Genomic DNA, 17,879 nt, shown 5'->3' on the forward strand with positions numbered 1-17,879 from the left:
CCCACACCCCCGGCGTGCTGACGCGCGCCACCCAATGGGGCTCCGCCCCCACCCCCGGCGTGCTGACGCGCGCCACCCGCTTAGGCTGGGAGGATGGCCCATCTCCTCGGCGGCGAGCACCTGCACGTCGAGTTCCCCGCGAAAATCGTCCTGGAGGACGTGACCGTCGGCATCGACGGCGGCGACCGCATCGGCATCGTCGGCCGTAACGGCGACGGCAAATCCACCCTCATGAAGGTGCTGACCGGTCGACTCGAACCCGACTCGGGTCGCGTCACGATGCGCGGCGGCGTGCGGGTCGGGATGCTGGCCCAGGACGACGACCTGCCGGACGACGAGACCGTGCGCCACGCGATCGTCGGGGAACGTCCCGAGCACGAGTGGCTCGGCGACGCGCGCGTCCGCGACGTGCTCGATGGCCTGCTGCGCGACGTGCCGCTGGATACCGTCGTGTCCGGACTGTCCGGTGGTCAGCGCCGGCGTGTCGGGCTGGCGCGCCTGCTGGTGGGCGACTGGGACGTGATCGCCCTGGACGAGCCCACGAACCACCTCGACGTGGAGGGCATCGCCTGGCTTGCCGAGCATCTCGCACAGCGCTGGGCGCGCAACGCCGGCGGCCTGCTGCTGGTCACCCACGATCGCTGGTTCCTGGATGCCGTGTGCACACGCATGTGGGAGGTTCACGACGGCACCGTCGACCCGTTCGAGGGCGGCTATGCCGCGTATGTGCTGCAGCGTGTCGAGCGACAGCGCCAGTCGAACGTGGCCGAGACCAAGCGCCGGAACATCTTGCGCAAGGAGCTCGCGTGGCTGCGCCGCGGCGCGCCGGCACGGACGTCGAAGCCGAAGTTCCGCATCGAGGCGGCGACGCAGCTGATCGAGGACGAGCCGCCGCCGCGCGACAACGTCGAGCTGGCCAAACTGGCCACCGCCCGGCTCGGCAAGGATGTCGTGGACCTGCTCGACGCCGGAGTCGACTACGGCGCCGGTCCGATCCTCAAGGACGTCGAGTGGCGCATCGCCCCGGGCGAGCGCACCGGCATCCTGGGCCCGAACGGTGTCGGCAAGTCGACGTTGCTCGGGCTGGTGGCCGGAGCCGTCGAACCGACCTCGGGGCGCGTCAAGCGCGGCAAGACGGTGAAGGTGGCGGTGCTCAGTCAGCGTCTGACCGAACTGGATCAGTACGCCGATGAGCGGGTCCGGGACGTGCTGGCACTGCAGAAGAGCTCCTACGTCACCGGCGGCAAGGAGCTGACGCCCACCCAGCTGCTGGAACGCCTCGGCTTCCGCTCGTCGGAGCTGTCCACGCCGGTGCGGGATCTCTCCGGCGGTCAGAAGCGGCGCCTGCAGCTGCTGCTGGTGCTGCTGGACGAGCCGAACGTGCTGATCCTGGACGAGCCGTCCAACGACCTCGACACCGATATGCTCGCCGCCCTCGAGGACCTGCTGGACTCGTGGCCCGGAACGCTCCTGGTCGTTTCGCACGACCGCTACCTCATCGAGCGCGTCACCGATCAGCAGTACGCGATCGAGGGCCAAGGCATGCGGCACCTGCCCGGCGGCGTCGACGAGTACCTCCGCCGCCGTGCGGCCGCGCGCGATGCGCCCACCGCAGGCAGTCCGGCGCCGTCGGTCGCGGCTGCCGGCCTGGCGGGTGCGGACCGGCGCACCGCTGAGAAGGAGCTCAGCGCGATCGACCGGCAGATGGCCAAGCTGACGCAGCGGATCGCCGCAGCGCACACCGATCTGGCGACCCACGACCACTCCGACTACGTCGCGATCGGCACGCTGAACGCCCAGCTGCAGACGATGAAGTCCGATCTCGCGGCTCTCGAGGAACGCTGGCTCGAGGTCGGCGAGTCGCTCGGCCACTGAGCCGCCGCACCCGTTCCTGAACCGCGAGACCGGATGGACGCCACGAGACTGAGCGCGTTCGCCTCTGTCTCGTGGCGTCCATCCGGTCTCGCGGTCAGACGGACGCTAGATCAGACCGTTCTCGGTCAGCCACTGCTTCGCGATGTCGTCGGCGCCGAGCTCGTCCACCGTGCTCTGGACGTTCAGCGCCACCAAGCCCTCCGGCGTCAGAGCCGCGCTGACCGCGTTGATCACGTCGGCCGCGCCCTCGGGGAGCTCGCCGCTCACGACGGGGACCACGTTCGAGGCGAGGAAGAGACCTTCGGGGTCCTCGAGGACGACGAGGTCGTCGGTCTGGATCCGCGGGTCGGCGGTGTAGACGTTCGCGACCTGGATCGTGTTCGCGAGCAGCGCCTCCACGGTGGTGTCGGCGGTCGGCGAGAACGCGACGGTCACGCCGTACGTCTCGAGGAGGCCGCTGGGGCCGTAGGGACGCTCGGCGAGCTCGGGCGGTCCGCCCAGCGTCAGCGGGGTGGTGACCTTCGCGAGGTCGCCGATCTGCACCAGCGCGTTCGCGTCCGCGAACGCGGCCGTCACGGTGTACGAGTCCTGATCGGTCGCGCTGGACTGGTCGAGCACGCTCAGGCCGTCAGGCAGCGCGTCGGGCAGCGCGGCGTACACCTCCTCTGACGTGCGCGCCGTCGTCTCGGGGTCGAAGAACTGCAGCAGGTTCCCGGAGTACTCCGGGAACAGGGTGATCTCGCCGGCCTCGAGAGCCGGGATGTAGGCGTCCCGCTGTCCGGAGTTGAAGGCATCCCGGGACACGTCGAACCCGGCGTTCTCGAGCGCCTGGGCGTAGATCTCCGCGATGATCTCGTTCGAGTAATAGGCCTGGGAACCGATCACGATCGTGTCGCCGGCGGGGGCGTCGGTCTCGGGTGCGAGCGGGTCGTTGGAGGCGCAGCCGGCTGCGACGAGCGCGATGCCGGTGAGTGCGGCCGCGGCGAGCGCGAGCCGGGACTTCTTCGCTGTGAACATGGGATTCTCTTCCTCTGGGGATGGGTGGGACGGTTGTCAGGCGCGAGCAGGGGCCGCCGTGCGCGGGGCTGCTGTTCTCTTCGGACCCGATCGGTGCTCGGATTGGGCGGCGCGGATGCCGGCGGGAACGGAGACGCGCTGCAGTAGCGCGAACGCGCCATCCAGGACCAGGGCGAGGGCGGCGACCAGGAGGGCGCCGCCCAGAACGATGTCGAAGCGGCGCAGCGGGATGCCGGCAAGGATGTACTGCCCGAGCCCGCCGAGGTTGATGAACGCAGCGATCGTGACGGTCGCGACGACCTGCAGCGTGGCCGAACGCAGACCGGCGATCAGCAGCGTCAGTCCGAGCGGGACCTCCACCCGCCACAGGATCTGCCACTGCGTCATTCCCATCGACCGGGCGGCGTCGATCACCTTGCGGTCGATGGCCTCGAACCCGGTGTAGGCACCGGCGAGGATCGACGGGATCGCCAGCAGGACGAATGTGATGACGGCCGCCTCCGCGGTGCGGAGCACGCCCAGGAGCAGGAAGAGCAGGATGAGCAGGCCGAAGGAGGGGATGGCGCGGGCGGCGCCGGAGATCGCGACGGCGATGTCGCGGCCTTTTCCGGTGTGTCCGATCAGCCAGCCGAGCGGCACCGCGATGACGGCTGCGATCACCACGGACACGAACGTGTAGAAGAGATGCTGCAGCAGCGCGATCGGGACCGGCGCGAGCCCCGCCCCGGGGTCTCCCGAGAAGATCCAGGCGATCGCGTCCCCGAGGAGGTTCATGCGACGCTCACCTCCAGCGGCAGGATCCCCCGGCGGGCACGGCGCCGTTGGACGCGGGACCAGGGCATCAGCGCCCGGCCGGCGAGGATCAGCAGCCCGTCGATCACGAGGGCGATGACCACGACCGCGACGATGCCGGCGAGCACTTCGGGGATGATGCGGCGCTGCGAGCCGTTCGTGAACAGGTACCCGAGGTTGGTGACGCCGATCAGCGCGCCGACCGTGGCGAGCGCGATCGTGCTGACCGCGGTCACCCGCAGACCCGCGAGGATCACCGGACCGGCGAGGGGCAGATCCACCGCCCAGAAACGTCGCGCCCCGCCGTACCCCATTGCGGTCGCCGAGAGACGCACGGACGGATCGACCGACCCCAGTCCGTCCGCGACCGAGCGCACCATCAGCGCGATCGCATAGATCGTCAAGGCCACCACGAGATTGACCTCACTGAAGATGGGCGTCCCCAGCAGCAGGGGCAGGATCGGCAGCAGCGCGAGCGAAGGGATCGTGTAGAGCAGCCCGGTCACGGTCAGGATGCCGCCTCGCGCAGCGCGGTAGCGCCAGGCGAGCCAGCCCAGCGGGACGGACAGCACGAACCCGAGGACGATCGCGACCGCCGACTGCCGCAGGTGCACCAGCGCCAGCTCGCCGATGAGATCGAGGTTGTCCGCGACCCAGTTCACGTTCGGTCCCCCACGATCGCCCCCTGGGTGCGCCCTTCGCTGTCGACCACCACCGTCCCGCGCTCGGTCTGCTTGAGCGTCAGCGCGCGCCTGCCGCGGTCTGTGCCGATGAAGCTGGCCACGAAGTCGTCGGCGGGGTTCTCGATGATCTCGCTGGGCGAGCCGACCTGCGCGATGCGCGCCCCCTTCTGCAGGATGACGACCTGATCGCCGAGCAGGAACGCCTCGTCGATGTCGTGCGTCACGAACACGACGGTCTTGCCGAGTTCGCGCTGGAGGCGGATGAGCTCCTGCTGCAGGTCGGCGCGCACGATCGGATCGACCGCGCCGAACGGCTCGTCCATCAAGAGGATGTTCGGGTCGGCGGCCAGACCCCGGGCCACGCCCACGCGCTGCTGCTGTCCGCCGGACAGCTGGCTCGGGTAGCGTCCGGCCAGGTCCCGATCGAGTCCGACCGTATCCAGCAGGGCGAGCGCCTGCTCGCGCGCCCGCTTCTTGGGCACGCCGCTGAGCACCGGCACCGTGGCGACGTTGTCGAGGACGGTGAAATGCGGCATGAGCCCGGAATTCTGCATCACGTAGCCGATGCTGCGACGCAGCTTGACGGCATCCCGCTTCAGGATGCTGTCACCGTCGATCTCGATGTCCCCACCCGTGGGCTCGACCATTCGATTGATCATGCGCAGGAGCGTCGTCTTGCCGCAGCCGGAGGAACCCACGAAGACCGTGGTCCGTCGGGAAGGAATGACCAGGTTGAAGTCCTCGACGGCGCGCGTGCCGTCCGGGAACTCCTTCGAGGCGGATCGGAACTCGATCACGGTGCTCGTCTCATCGAGGTGCTCGTTCCCCGGGAGGGAAGTACCGGTTGCCTTCGATGCGGGCGAGCTCGTGCTCCTCGGCCTCGGCGATCACGGTGCCGTTCAGTCGCGCCTGCATGGATCCCTTCCGGGAAACGCATGCTCCGTGCGGAGCAGCGATTCGTGGCTCGTCACAACGGCCGGGGTCCCGACCGCCTTCGAGCGTAGCGAACCCCACGGACACCGGGCCGGAAGTGACGCAGGTTTGCACAGGAGCCGTGGCCCGGGGGCCCCGGCGCGCGCTCTCGGCGCGACCTATGCGAGGCGTGCGCCGTGCACCGGACCGTGCACGTGGAGAGCCTGGTACCCCGCCGCCGAGAGGACGACCTGCAGCTCCAGCGCGGACTCCGGATCGCTCGCGAGGAAGGCCAGGGTCGGCCCCGACCCGGAGACCAGGCCGACGAGGGCTCCGGCTTCCTCGCCGAGTTCGAGCGCGTCCCGCAACGGCGGGCGCAGCGACAACGCGGCGGCTTGCAGATCGTTGCGGGCGCGCTCGGCCAGCGCGACCGGATCGCCGGCGCGCAGGGCCTGGAGGATGCCCGGAGGCACGACGGGCGCCCGAGGGGCGCGAAGGAGGTCGGGATTCATCCGCAGCGCATCCAAGTGCGCGTACACCTCGGGCGTGGACAGGCCTTCGTCGGTAGGGACGACGACCCAGTCGAACCGTCCCTTCGCCAGAGCCGGGCTCAGCTGGTCTCCGCGTCCTGTGCCGATGGCCGTGCCGCCCATCAACGCGAAGGGCACGTCGGCACCGAGTCGTGCGGCGAGCTGATGCAGCTGCGCGGCGCCGAGGTCCGCCCCCCACAGCGCATCGCACGCCACCAGTGCGGCCGCGGCATCCGCCGAGCCCCCGCCCATTCCCCCGGCGACCGGCACGTGCTTGACGATGTCCAGATGCACGCCGCCGCCATAGCCGATCTTCTGCGCGACCAGCCGCGCGGCGCGCAGCGCCAGATTGCGGTCGTCGGCCGGGACGCCGGAGACATCGACCGTGCCGGAGACGCTCACCGAGAAGTCTTCAGCCGACTCCGCCCACACGTCCTCGTAGAGCGAAACGGCCTGATAGGCCGAGGCGACCTCGTGATACCCGTCCTCCTGCACATCGCCCACCTCGAAGAAGAGGTTCAGCTTGCCCGGCGCGCGTGCATGGACGCGGCCGGCGACGGCGGGGGAACTCACAGCTCGGTCGACTCCGCCCACAGGTCCACGGCGATGTCGTCCGAGAGCATGTCGATCTGCTCGAGCTCTTCGGTCGAGAACGCCGGCCCGTCCAGCGCGGCGATGTTCTCATCGAGCTGCTCGGTGCGCGAGGCGCCGATCAGCGCCGATGTCACCACCGGGTCGCGCAGCACCCACTGGATCGCGAGCTGCGCGAGAGTCTGTCCTCGTTCCTTCGCGATGACATCCAGCGAGCGCAGGGTCGAGAGGCCATGCTCGGACAGCGTCGCATGCGGCAGCGATGATCGCTTCTGCGCTCGATCGGCGGTGCCGTCACCGAGGTACTTGCCCGTCAGCAGGCCCTGCGCGAGCGGGGTGAAGGCGATCGCCCCCATGCCCTCCTGCTTCAGCACGCCGGTGAGGCCGTCCTCCACCCAGCGGTTCAGGATCGAGTAGGCGGGCTGGTGGATCACCAGCGGTGTGCCGAGGCTGCGTGCCACGGCGGCTGCGGTCGCGGTGCGCTCGGCACTGTACGAGGAGATGCCGACATACAGCGCCTTGCCCTGCCGCACGAGCGTGTCCAGCGCACCGATCGTCTCCTCGATCGGAGTGACGGCATCCACGCGATGCGAGTAGAAGATGTCCACGTAGTCCAGGCCCATCCGGGTCAGGGACTGATCGGCGCTGGCGAGGATGTACTTGCGCGAGCCCAGGTCGCCGTACGGTCCCGGCCACATGTCCCAGCCGGCCTTCGAGGAGATGATCAGCTCATCGCGGTACGGCCGGAGGTCTTCGCGCATCATGCGGCCGAAGTTGGTCTCGGCGCTGCCGTGCGGAGGTCCGTAGTTGTTGGCCAGGTCGAAGTGCGTGATGCCCATGTCGAACGCGTGCCGCAGGAGCGCCCGCTGCCGGTCGAACGGGATGTTGTCGCCGAAGTTCCACCACAGCCCGAGCGAAAGGGGCGGCAGGTACAGTCCGGACGAGCCGACCTGGCGATAATCCATGCCGGAATAGCGGTCTGCGGCCGCGGCGTAGGGACGGTGGATGTCCGGGATGTCGGAGCGGAAGCGGGGTGCATCGGTCACGCCCCGAGCCTAGCCCCGGCAGTGCCATGCGGTCAGGGGATGCCGGCGTCTGCCCGACCGTGCACCGAAAGCAGCTGGGAGCCGCCGTGTCAATGCCCTGCTGCCGGAAACGTCACCGAAACGGAAGCGGATTAGAGTAGATCTCTTCCCCTAGGAGGCCCCATGGCGACGCTGGCCGCATTGCCCGCTCACCCCCGCAGCTGGACCGCTCTGCTCGAGCGCGACGACATCGTCCTGGATCAGGGCGTGCTGCGGCTTCGCCATGAGCACACGACCCCGCAGGAGGCCCGGACCGCGGACCTGCTGCTGACCGCAGAGGCCCTCGAGGCCGCCGGCATCCCCGTGCTGCTGATCCGTCACGACCTGCGCACCCTCGCGCTGGTCGTCGACCTCGACCATGCCGAGAACGCACTGGCAGCGCTGCGCACCGTCCCCGAGCCCCTCTACGTTAAGCGCAAGGCGCAGGGCCCGATGCTGGTTGCGGATCTGGATGCCGCATCCTCGGCCCCGACCTCGATCCGCGTGTATCGCCCACGGATCACCGCGACCGGTGACCTGCGATACAACCACGAGGTCGGCATCCGCCTGGAGTTCTGGCGTTTCGGCGACGAGGTCGTCGAGGCACCGCTTGACAACGCACTCACCCGGCGCTTCACCCCGACGCCGGACCTGTCTTTCACCGACGTGGAGCGCTGCGGTCGGTCGTGGCGCACGATCAGCGGCATGTTCGACGTGCACCCCGCTGAGGTCACCGAGGACGTGGACATGGTCTTCTCGTGGGTGGACGGGTCCTCGAGCGACTTCCAGCGCCAACGGGCGGCGCAGATGGCCGAGTACGTGGTCGGCGAGGGCGACGACGGGCCGGCCCGCTTTCGTCACGTCGACGAACTCCGCTACGCGCTGCGCAGCGTGCACATGTACGCGCCGTGGGTTCGGCGGATCTTCATCGCCACCGACTCACCGGCGCCGGCGTGGCTTCTGGATCACCCGAAGGTGACCATCGTGCGCAGCGAAGAGTTCTTCGCCGACACGTCGGTGCTGCCGATCCACAACTCCCACGCCGTCGAGGCGCAGCTGCACCGCATCGACGGACTCGCCGAGCACTTCCTCTACTCGAACGACGACATGTTCTTCGGCCGCCCCGTCGATCCTGAGCTGTTCTTCTCCGCAGCGGGCCTGACCCGGTTCGTGGAGTGCGGCGTGCGCATCGGTGCGGGAGGCACGTCACCGAACCGCAGCGGCCATGACAATGCGCTTCGCGTCAACCGGGATCTGCTCGCGCGGCGGTTCGGCCGCACGATCACGCGGGACCTGGAGCACTGCGCGACCCCGTTGCGCCGTAGCGTGCTCGCCGAGCTCGAGCGGGAGTTCGCCGCAGACTTCGCACGCACCGCCGCGTCCCGTTTCCGTTCGGCCACGGACATCTCGGTGACCAACAGCCTGTACCACTACTACGCGCAGTTCACCGGGCGCGCGGTCGCCACCACCCGACCCCACGTGCGCTACATCCAGACGACGCTGGCAGCCTCACTGGCCGGGATGGAACGTCTGGCGCGCCGCCGCGACATCGATATGTTCTGCCTGAACGATGGCGGCGAGGCGGAGATGCCGGAGGAGCTGCGGGTACGCACTCTCACCGACATTCTGCAGCGCATGTTCCCGGTTCCCGCTCCCTGGGAGCGGACGGACGTCAGCGCAGAACGGGGATCGGCTCCGTCGGTGGAGCGGACCGCCGCACGCTGAACGGGGCCACACCCGCGTCGGCGAGGCGCCGCCGCGCCTCGAGCGCATCGATGTGCTCGAGGGTGTGCGGCGCGTCGACCGGCACCACGGAGTGCACGACGGTGTCGTCGTAGACGTGCACCATGTTGAATGCCTGCGCGCCGTCCTGAGGGCGCGTGCCTCCGACGGGGACGGTCAGATCCTGTGCGTAGCACGTCGATGAGGCGACCGACACGGGGATGCCCGCGAAGGTCGCGAACGTCGAATAGTGCAGATGCCCGGCGATGATGGCGCGCACGTCGGTGCCTCGGAGCACGCGGGCCAGGCGGGACTGATCGCGCAGTTCGACGCTGCCGGCGAGCGGAAGCACGCTGGGCACGGGCGGATGATGCATGGCCAGGATGCTGCCCAGCGGCGCCGGGGTCGACAGCACGCCGGCGAGCCATGACAGCTGCGCGTCGCTGATCTCACCGTGGTGGAAGCCGGGAACAGTCGAGTCGAGGGTCACCAGCCGCAACCCGTCGAGTTCATTCACCCGATCGACGGGGAGCGGGTCGGTGCCCGGCTGCTCGTCCAGCAGACGAGTCCGGAACCGGGCACGGTCGTCATGGTTTCCCATGACCCAGAACACCCGGCTGCCGAGACGCTGAGCGAACGGCTCGACAAGGGCGCGCAGCGCGGAGTATGCGTCGCTCTCGCCGAGATCGGCCAGATCGCCGGTGAAGACGATGCCGTCCGGCGCGATGCCGGATGCCTCGATGGCACCGAGCGCGCGCGTCAGCCGTTCGGTCGCATCGATCACATCGAACAGCCGTGACCCCGCCGCGCGGAGATGCGTATCGCTCAGATGCAGCAGGACGCGCTCGGGCGCCGGATACTCCACGGTGTGCATGGGACCTCTCCCTCGGCGCCGACGGCGCATCCACCATCGTGGTGAACCCAGGCAAACGTTACCGGCATGTTTCGTGAACACCCGGGGACCGGCGCGCGAACAGTTCCGAATCGAGATCTAAGAAGCCCGGGCGATGCGGAGGAAATCCTCCACACCCAGCTCCTCACCGCGGGCGGTGGGCGCCACTCCGGCGCGCTCCAGAACAGCGGATGCCGCGGCCGATGAACCGAAAACCCCCGAGACCGCCTGCCGCAGCATCTTGCGGCGCTGCTGGAAGGCGGCATCCACGATCTGGAAGGTACGCAGACGCTCGGCCTCGGTCCCCCGCAGCTCGGCGTCGCGGCTGAAGGCGACCAGGACGCTGTCCACGTTCGGCACGGGCCAGAACACCTGACGCGAGACCGTGCCCGCCAACCGCCATGGCCCGTACCACGCGGCCTTCACGCTGGGCGCTCCGTAGATCTTCGATCCCGGGGACGCAGCGAGCCGTTCGCCGACTTCTGCCTGCACCATCACGACGCCTCGCTGGATCCCCGGGAAGGTCTCCAGGAAATGCAGCAGCACGGGCACGGAGATGTTGTACGGCAGATTCGCCACGAGCACCGTGGGCTCGCCGGTCAGCGCGGTGACCCGCAGCGCATCCGCGTCGACGACCTCGAGCATCCCTTCCGAGACGCCGTGCGCTTCGGCCGTCCGCGGCAGCCGGGCGGCCAGGCGGTGGTCGATCTCGACGGCGGTCACCGATGCGCCCGCCTCGAGGATCGCCAGCGTCAGCGAGCCCAGTCCGGGCCCGATCTCGACCACGCGCTCACCGGGCGCGACGCGCGCGACGGACACGATGCGGCGGACCGAGTTGGCGTCGACGACGAAATTCTGCCCCAGCTTCTTGGTCGGGGTGAGGTCCAGTTCGGAGGCGAGCACGCGGATCTCGGCCGCGCCGAGAAGTGTCACGGGCATGTGCATCAGCCTAGTCCGGCGTCGGCGCACGCCTCGGGCGGCCAACCCTTGACAGGGCCGCGCCGCGCACGCAAGTGTGGGCGCAAGCGGGCGAGGGTGCTCGTCCCCGCAGGTTCGAACGAGGAGGCCCCCCGTGAGTTCGGCGCAGACATCCGATCCCAACATCTCCGTCCCCATCGCGCGCGTCATCCTCGTCGCATCGACCGCGGCTCTCGGCGGATTCCTGTTCGGGTTCGACACCGCGGTCATCAACGGCGCGGTGAGCGCGATCGGCGAGCAGTTCGCCGCCGGTCCGTTCCTCCTCGGGTTCGCGGTCGCCTCGGCCTTGATCGGCTGCGCGATCGGCGCCTGGTTCGCCGGGCGCATCGCGGACCGCTACGGCCGCATCCGCGTCATGATCATCGCGGCGATCCTGTTCGTGGCGAGTGCGCTGGGCTGCGGCCTCGCGTTCGGGATCTGGGACCTGTCGTTCTGGCGCATCGTGGGCGGCCTGGGCGTCGGCGCGGCATCCGTCATCGCACCGGCGTACATCGCCGAGGTCTCTCCGCCGGCGCATCGCGGCCGGCTCGGGTCGCTGCAGCAGATGGCGATCGTCAGCGGCATCTTCGTGGCCCTGCTCACGGATGCCGCGATCGTCGCCGTCGCCGGCAGCGCGACGGCACCGTGGCTGCTGGGCCTGGAGGCATGGCGGTGGATGTTCCTGTCCGAGATCGTCCCGGCCGTGATCTACGGAGCGCTGGCGCTGACGATCCCCGAGTCGCCGCGCTATCTCATCGCGCGAGGCGAGATGAAGCGCGCGAAAGAGGTCCTCACTCGCTACGTGGGCGGCAACGTCGAGAAGACGACGACCGACATCCTCAAGACCGTCGAGGGCAAGCCCGACCGTCCGCGCTTCTCGATCCTGCGCGGGTCGAAATTCGGTCTGCTCCCGATCGTGTGGGTCGGCATCGGACTGTCCGTGCTGCAGCAGTTCACCGGCATCAACGTGATCTTCTACTACTCGACCACGCTGTGGCAGGCGGTCGGCTTCACGGAGCAGGACTCGCTCACGATCACCGTCATCACCTCGGTGACCAACATCGTCACCACGATCGTGGCGATCCTGCTGATCGACAAGGTGGGACGCAAACCGCTGCTGCTCGTCGGGGCGATGGGCCAGTTCGTGTGCCTCGCCGTGCTGGCCGTCATCTTCGCCACGGCGCCGATCGTCAACGGGGAGCCCATGCTCGAAGGCGCCGCGGGCACCACCGCGCTGCTGGCCGCGAACCTCTACGTGGTCTTCTTCGGCGCGTCCTGGGGCCCGGTGGTGTGGGTGCTGCTCGGCGAGATGTTCAGCAACCGCATCCGCGCCGTCGCGCTGTCCGTCGCCGCCGCGGCGCAGTGGGCGGCCAACTTCGTCATCTCCACCACGTTCCCGGCGCTCGCATCGGTGGGACTCGGTCTCGCCTACGGGGTCTACACGTTCTTCGCGTTCGTCGCGATCTTCTTCGTGCTGAGGTTCGTGCGCGAGACGAAGGGACGCACCCTCGAGTCCATGACCGACACGGAGCCCGCGAGGGCCATGAAGGCTCCGAAGGCTGCGAAATAGAGAGGGAGGGCGGCCCCCATGACGAACAACAAGCCCGAGCACGAGAAGGTCCGCGAAGAGCGCGAGGCGGCGCAGAAGGAGAAGGACCGCCTCGAGGCCGAGGAGCAGAAACGTCTCGACGACGAGGACCGGTAGCGCCTCAGTCGGCGAAGGACCCGTAGACCTCGAGGGTGTTGGCGGCCAGCTGCGCACAGAGCTCGTCGAGTTCGATCTCGAGCTGCGCGGCCACGAAGCGCACCGTCACCGGGACGAGGTACGGCGCGTTGGGACGACCGCGGTGCGGAGCGGGCGTCAGGAACGGCGCATCCGTCTCGACCAGGATCCGGTCGCGGGGCGTCACCGTGAGCGCGTCGCGGAGGTTCTGCGCATTGGTGAAGGTCACGTTGCCCGCGAAGGACAGGTAGTACCCGCGCTCCGCGCACACGGTCGCCATCTCGGCGCCGCCGGAGAAGCAGTGGAAGACCGTGCGCTCGGGCGCACCGACCCGCTCCAGGGTCTCCAGGACGGCGTCGTGGGCGTCGCGGTCGTGGATCTGCATGGCCAGACCGTGCTTCTTGGCCAGCTCGATGTGAGCCTCGAAGGAGCGGGACTGTGCGGCGAACCCCTCCGGTCCGGTGCGGAAGAAGTCCAGACCCGTCTCGCCGATCGCGCGCACGCGCGGCTGAGCTGCCAGGTCATCGATGACCGCGATCGCGGCATCCAATTCACCGGCCGCCTCGTACGCCGGCGCTTCGTTGGGGTGGATGGCCACCGCGGCGAGGACACGGGGGTGGGATGCCGCCGCCCACGCCGACCAGCGGCTCGAGTCGATGTCGCCGCCCGCTTGCACCACCCCGGCCACGCCGACCGCGACCGCGCGCTCGAGCTGCTGCTCGAGGCTGAGCGGCTCGTCGCCGTCGACGATCTCCAGATGCGCGTGGTTGTCGTAGACGGGCACGCGCAGCGGCTCGGGCGCGGCGGGCCAGCGGACGTCGCGCGTGCCGTCGTTGTGGCGCTGCCGGACGTACGCGCTGGGATCGGCGGCGTCAGTCATCCCCGGTCATCCGCTTTGTTCGACGCGCGGGAACAACGGCGCCAGCGCGTTCACGGACGCACCGAAGGGCAGGATGCCCCAGCGCCCCGCCTCGCGGATCGGCTGATCCTGCAGACGACCGAGCGTGTCGGCCGCGCCCAGCGCGACCCACAGCTTCTCGCTCGCGATCGGCGTCACCGGCGAGATCAGCACGGCCAGGGCGCGCAGCCCCTCGGCCGCCGTGTACAGCACCGTGCCCAGACGCGCGCGCTGCGCGTCGTCCTTGGCCAGCGCCCACGGCTCGTTCTCGGTGATGTAGCCGTTCAGCGCGTCGACGATCGTCCAGATCGCCGCGATCGCCTCGTCGATGCGGAACCGCTCGATGGCGGCATCCGCGGCGGACGCGGCATCCGACACGATCTTCTGGATGTGCAGGTCCGCGTCGGTGTACTCCCCCGCGGGCGGCACGATCCCCTCGAAGTACCGGTCGATCATCGCCGTCGTGCGCGAAGCGAGATTGCCGAAGCCGTTGGCCAGCTCGGCCTGATAGCGAGCCGACAGGTCCTCCCACGAGAACGAGCCGTCCTGTCCGAACGCGATCGCCGAGAGGAAGTAGAACCGGTAGGCGTCGGGGCCGAAGACGTCGGTGATCTCGCTCGGGGCGATGCCGGTGAGCTTCGACTTCGACATCTTCTCGCCGCCGACCAGCAGCCAGCCGTGCGCGAAGACGCCCTTGGGCACCTCGACGCCCGCGGCCATCAGCATCGCCGGCCAGATCACCGCGTGGAAGCGCAGGATGTCCTTTCCGACCACGTGGTAGGCGGGCCAGCGGCGCGCGAACTCCTCCGGGTCGGAGCCGTAGCCCACGGCGGTGGCGTAGTTCAGCAGCGCGTCCACCCAGACGTAGATCACGTGCGACTGGTCCCACGGGACCTTGATGCCCCAGTCGAACGTGGACCGCGAGATCGACAGGTCCTTCAGTCCCTGCTTGACGAACGAGACGACCTCGTTGCGCGCGGACTCGGGCCGGACGAAGTCGGGCACCGTCCGGTACAGCTCGAGCAGCTTGTCCTGGAACTCGCTCAGCTTGAAGAAGTAGTTCTTCTCCTGCAGCAGCTCCAGGGGCTTGGAGTGGATCGCGCAGACCTTCAGCCCCTCGAACGGCCCGGTGCCGTCGACGATCTCCGAGTCGGTCTTGAACTCCTCACAGCCGACGCAGTACAGCGCCTCGAACTCGCCGGCGTAGATGTAGCCGCGGTCGTAGATCGCCTGCACGAACTTCTGCACGCGCTCCTCGTGGCGCTCCTGCGTGGTGCGGATGAAGTCGTCGTTCGCGACGTCGAGCGTCTCGAGCACGGGGTGCCACGACTCCGCGACCAGCCGGTCCACCCACTCCTGCGGGGTGGCGCCGTTCGCCGCGGCGGCACGGAGCATCTTCTGCCCGTGCTCGTCGGTGCCGGTCAGCATCCAGGTGTCATCGCCCGCCTGGCGGTGCCAGCGTGCGAGCGTGTCCACCGCCACGGTCGTGTAGCCGTGGCCGATGTGGGGCACGTCGCTCGGATAGTAGATCGGCGTCGTGATGTAGAAAGATTCCCCGGTGCTCACCAGGAGATTCTAGTTGGGCCGGACGCCGCCATCCCCCGCGAGACGGGATAGACGCCACGAGACGGAGTGCGTCGACCTCGGTCTCGTGGCGTCTATCCCGTCTCGTGGTCAGTTCTTGACCGCGAGGGCGGCCTGGTACAACTCGCGCGACGAGTGCCCGGTGTGGCCGGACACCTCGCCCGCGGCATCCTTGAGCCGAGTGCCGGTGCGCACCAGCTCGAGCACCTGCGTGACCGCATCCGGGAACGAGATCTGCGCCGCCGGTGCGCCTTCCACGACCAGGACGAGTTCGCCGCGCACGCCGTCGGCCGCCCACTCCGCCAGCGAGGCGGCGGTTCCTCGGACGACCTCCTCGTAGAGCTTGGTCAGCTCGCGGCACAGCGCGACACGGCGTTCGGCACCCAGCGCCGCGGCGATGTCGGTGAGGGATGCCGCGACCCGCGTCGCCGACTCGAAGAAGACCATCGTCCGTCGCTCCGTGGCCAGCGCGCGCAGCGCAGCCCGGCGGTCACCGGGTTTGCGCGGCAGGAACCCCTCGAACGTGAACCGGTCCGTCGGAAGGCCCGACACCGCGAGCGCGGCCAGCACCGCGCTCGGCCCGGGGATCACGCTGACCGCGACGCCGGCCGCGGCGGCGGCGGCCACCAGCCCGTAGCCCGGATCGCTCACGGTCGGCATCCCCGCATCGCTCAGAACCAGGATGTCCTGCTCACGGGCGAGGGCGACCAGTTCGCCGGCACGCTCCTTCTCGTTGTGGTCGTGCAGGGCGATCAGGCGCGGGCGGTTGACCACTCCGAGGCCGGCCAGCAGTCTCTGCGTGGTGCGGGTGTCCTCGGCCGCGATCACGGTCGCCGACTCCAGGGCCTCCACCAGGCGACGTGACGCGTCGCCGAGGTTTCCGATCGGGGTCGCGGCCAGGATGATCACGCTCCCACCTTAGGCTGGTGGCTGTGACGGCGACCGCTCCTCTCCTCCCCCGGATGCGGCCGTCCTTCTACGATCGGTGGACGAGCCGCACCGCCGCGGATCCGCGCCTGGCCCGGCGCTGGGCATGGCTTGCTCCGCTGCTCGTGACAGTGCTTGCCGGCATCCTTCGGCTGTGGGACCTGGGTCGCCCGCACGCGCTCGTCTTCGATGAGACGTATTACGTCAAGGACGCGTGGGCGCAGTGGATCCTCGGCTACGCGGCGAAGTGGCCCGACGGCGCCAATGCGGCCTTCCTGGCCGGCGATACCGAGGGCTTCACCTCGGCGGGCAGCTTCGTCGTGCACCCGCCGCTGGGGAAGTTCCTGATCGGCGTCGGCATGGCGATCTTCGGCCCCGACTCGTCGTTCGGCTGGCGCATCACGACGGCACTGTTCGGCACCGCGACGGTGCTCGTGCTCTACCTCGTCGCAAAGGCCCTGACCGGGTCGGTGGCATTCGCGACGGTCGCCTCGTTCCTGATGGCGATCGACGGCCTGGCGATCGTGCTGAGCCGGATCGCGCTGCTGGACATCTTCCTGACGTTCTTCGTGCTGCTGGCGTTCTGGTTCGTGCTGCTCGATCGGCGGGAGCACGCGGTGCGGCTGGCCGCGCTGGTCGCGACCCGGTCGGCGGACGGAGAGCGTCCGGCCTGGGGACCGGTGCTCTGGAGTCGTCCGTGGGTGATGGCCGCAGGCGCCGCGGCCGGTGCCGCGACGGGCGTGAAGTGGTCCGGCGTGTACGTGGTGGCCGGACTCGGCATCTACCTCGTGGTCACTGACGCGCTCGCGCGACGCCGCGCCGGCGTGGGATTCTGGCCGACGGATGCCGCGTTCCGGCAGGGACCAGTGACCTTCGTGCTCTTCGTGCCGATCGCCGTGGTCGTCTACCTGGCCTCATGGATCGGCTGGCTGGCCACCGATGGTGGGTGGGATCGTCACAGCGCGGAGCTCGCGCCGGCGACGGGCGTCTGGTCGTGGGTGCCGTCCGCCTTCCACAGCCTCTGGCTGTACCACCGGGCGATCTACGACTTCCACGTCGGACTCAGTTCGGCGCACGCCTATGCCAGCCCGGCGTGGCAGTGGCCCCTTCTGCTGCGCCCCACGTCGATGTACGCAGAGACGACGCCCTACGGTGAGGCCGGCTGTCTTTCCGCGAACGGGTGCATCGAGAACATCTACAGCATGCCGAACCCGCTGATCTGGTTCGCCGGCATCGCGGCGGTGATCTACCTCGTGTACCGGTTCGTGCGGACGCGCGACTGGCGCTATGCGGTCGTGTTCACCGGCATCGGGGTCACCTACGTGCCGTGGCTGCTGTATCCCGAGCGCACGATGTTCCAGTTCTATACGATCGCGATGCTCCCCTTCGTGCTGCTGGCGCTCACCTTCGCCCTGCGGGACGTCGCCGGCGCCCACCACACCGACCTGTATCGGCGGCTGAGCGGGCAACGGATGGTGCTGGTCTTCCTGCTGGTCGCGACGGTGCTGTCGGCGTTCTGGTATCCGATCGTCACCGGGATGCCGGTGCCCTACGACTTCTGGCGCGCCCACAACTGGCTGCCAGGCTGGGTGTAGAGCCCCGGCCCCGCGCGGTCTGCCGCGGATCGCGTGGTCGGCCGCGGATCCCGCGGTCGGCTCCCCCGTCGCAACCTGCGCGCCCGCGCGGCGTGTTGCGACAGCGGAACGAACGGG

Annotated in this window: 15 protein-coding genes; 4 read left to right on the forward strand and 11 right to left on the reverse strand. The window is 69.3% G+C overall.

What is annotated here, in order from left to right:
* The first annotated feature begins 93 nt into the window (after positions 1-93).
* Entirely contained in the window at positions 94-1,875 is a 1,782-nt protein-coding gene (locus ABD655_RS12105; RefSeq protein WP_344714251.1) for an ABC-F family ATP-binding cassette domain-containing protein, read from the forward strand.
* A gap of 105 nt (positions 1,876-1,980) precedes the next feature.
* Here the strand turns inward: ABD655_RS12105 and ABD655_RS12110 are convergent, their stop codons facing one another.
* The 6 genes from ABD655_RS12110 to mgrA all read right to left on the reverse strand — a co-directional run bounded on the left by ABD655_RS12110 (position 1,981) and on the right by mgrA (position 7,446).
* Complete coding sequence (locus ABD655_RS12110) at positions 1,981-2,892, reverse strand: ABC transporter substrate-binding protein (RefSeq protein ID WP_344714253.1); 912 nt, start codon at positions 2,890-2,892, stop codon at positions 1,981-1,983.
* Between the two features lie 36 nt (positions 2,893-2,928).
* Positions 2,929-3,666 carry an ABC transporter permease gene (locus tag ABD655_RS12115; protein ID WP_344714255.1) on the reverse strand — a complete coding sequence of 246 codons (738 nt, stop codon included), beginning with the start codon at positions 3,664-3,666 and terminating at the stop codon, positions 2,929-2,931.
* Entirely contained in the window at positions 3,663-4,346 is a 684-nt protein-coding gene (locus tag ABD655_RS12120) for an ABC transporter permease (protein WP_344714257.1), read from the reverse strand. The genes ABD655_RS12115 and ABD655_RS12120 overlap by 4 nt, the downstream gene beginning before the upstream one ends.
* On the reverse strand, positions 4,343-5,164 hold the full coding sequence (locus tag ABD655_RS12125) for an ABC transporter ATP-binding protein (RefSeq protein WP_344714258.1): 822 nt from the start codon (positions 5,162-5,164) through the stop codon (positions 4,343-4,345). Before ABD655_RS12125 ends, ABD655_RS12120 begins: the two co-directional genes overlap by 4 nt.
* 294 nt (positions 5,165-5,458) lie before the next feature.
* Positions 5,459-6,382 (reverse strand): 4-(cytidine 5'-diphospho)-2-C-methyl-D-erythritol kinase, encoded by a 924-nt coding sequence (locus ABD655_RS12130; RefSeq protein WP_344714259.1) that lies wholly within the window; start codon positions 6,380-6,382, stop codon positions 5,459-5,461.
* Positions 6,379-7,446, reverse strand: coding sequence for an L-glyceraldehyde 3-phosphate reductase (gene mgrA / locus ABD655_RS12135; protein WP_344714260.1), 1,068 nt, complete (start codon positions 7,444-7,446; stop codon positions 6,379-6,381). Before mgrA ends, ABD655_RS12130 begins: the two co-directional genes overlap by 4 nt.
* 162 nt (positions 7,447-7,608) lie before the next feature.
* Here mgrA and ABD655_RS12140 point away from each other — a divergent pair, with 162 nt between their 5' ends.
* Positions 7,609-9,189 (forward strand): stealth conserved region 3 domain-containing protein, encoded by a 1,581-nt coding sequence (locus ABD655_RS12140; protein ID WP_344714261.1) that lies wholly within the window; start codon positions 7,609-7,611, stop codon positions 9,187-9,189.
* Here the strand turns inward: ABD655_RS12140 and ABD655_RS12145 are convergent.
* A complete protein-coding gene (locus ABD655_RS12145) occupies positions 9,137-10,060 on the reverse strand; it encodes a phosphodiesterase (RefSeq protein ID WP_344714262.1) in 924 nt (307 codons plus the stop codon). The genes ABD655_RS12140 and ABD655_RS12145 overlap by 53 nt on opposite strands.
* Positions 10,061-10,177: 117 nt before the next feature.
* Positions 10,178-11,017, reverse strand: a complete 840-nt coding sequence (rsmA, locus tag ABD655_RS12150; RefSeq protein WP_344714263.1) for a 16S rRNA (adenine(1518)-N(6)/adenine(1519)-N(6))-dimethyltransferase RsmA — start codon at positions 11,015-11,017, stop codon at positions 10,178-10,180.
* A gap of 133 nt (positions 11,018-11,150) precedes the next feature.
* Here rsmA and ABD655_RS12155 point away from each other — a divergent pair, with 133 nt between their 5' ends.
* Positions 11,151-12,605 carry a sugar porter family MFS transporter gene (locus ABD655_RS12155; RefSeq protein ID WP_344714265.1) on the forward strand — a complete coding sequence of 485 codons (1,455 nt, stop codon included), beginning with the start codon at positions 11,151-11,153 and terminating at the stop codon, positions 12,603-12,605.
* Positions 12,606-12,744: 139 nt separating this feature from the next.
* Here ABD655_RS12155 and ABD655_RS12160 read toward each other — a convergent pair whose 3' ends face one another.
* The 3 genes from ABD655_RS12160 to rsmI all read right to left on the reverse strand — a co-directional run bounded on the left by ABD655_RS12160 (position 12,745) and on the right by rsmI (position 16,149).
* Positions 12,745-13,638: a TatD family hydrolase gene (locus ABD655_RS12160; protein WP_344714266.1), complete on the reverse strand. Its 894-nt coding sequence runs from the start codon at positions 13,636-13,638 to the stop codon at positions 12,745-12,747.
* Between the two features lie 6 nt (positions 13,639-13,644).
* On the reverse strand, positions 13,645-15,222 hold the full coding sequence (gene metG, locus ABD655_RS12165; RefSeq protein ID WP_344714267.1) for a methionine--tRNA ligase: 1,578 nt from the start codon (positions 15,220-15,222) through the stop codon (positions 13,645-13,647).
* A gap of 108 nt (positions 15,223-15,330) precedes the next feature.
* On the reverse strand, positions 15,331-16,149 hold the full coding sequence (gene rsmI, locus ABD655_RS12170) for a 16S rRNA (cytidine(1402)-2'-O)-methyltransferase (RefSeq protein WP_344714270.1): 819 nt from the start codon (positions 16,147-16,149) through the stop codon (positions 15,331-15,333).
* 23 nt (positions 16,150-16,172) lie between these two features.
* Here rsmI and ABD655_RS12175 point away from each other — a divergent pair, with 23 nt between their 5' ends.
* The gene (locus ABD655_RS12175) at positions 16,173-17,762 is read left to right on the forward strand and encodes a dolichyl-phosphate-mannose--protein mannosyltransferase (protein WP_344714274.1); all 1,590 of its coding nucleotides are present in this window, start codon (positions 16,173-16,175) and stop codon (positions 17,760-17,762) included.
* The last annotated feature ends 117 nt before the right edge of the window (positions 17,763-17,879 follow it).

It is taken from the genome of Microbacterium terregens (genome assembly GCF_039534975.1).
Taxonomy (GTDB): Bacteria; Actinomycetota; Actinomycetes; order Actinomycetales; family Microbacteriaceae; genus Microbacterium; species Microbacterium terregens.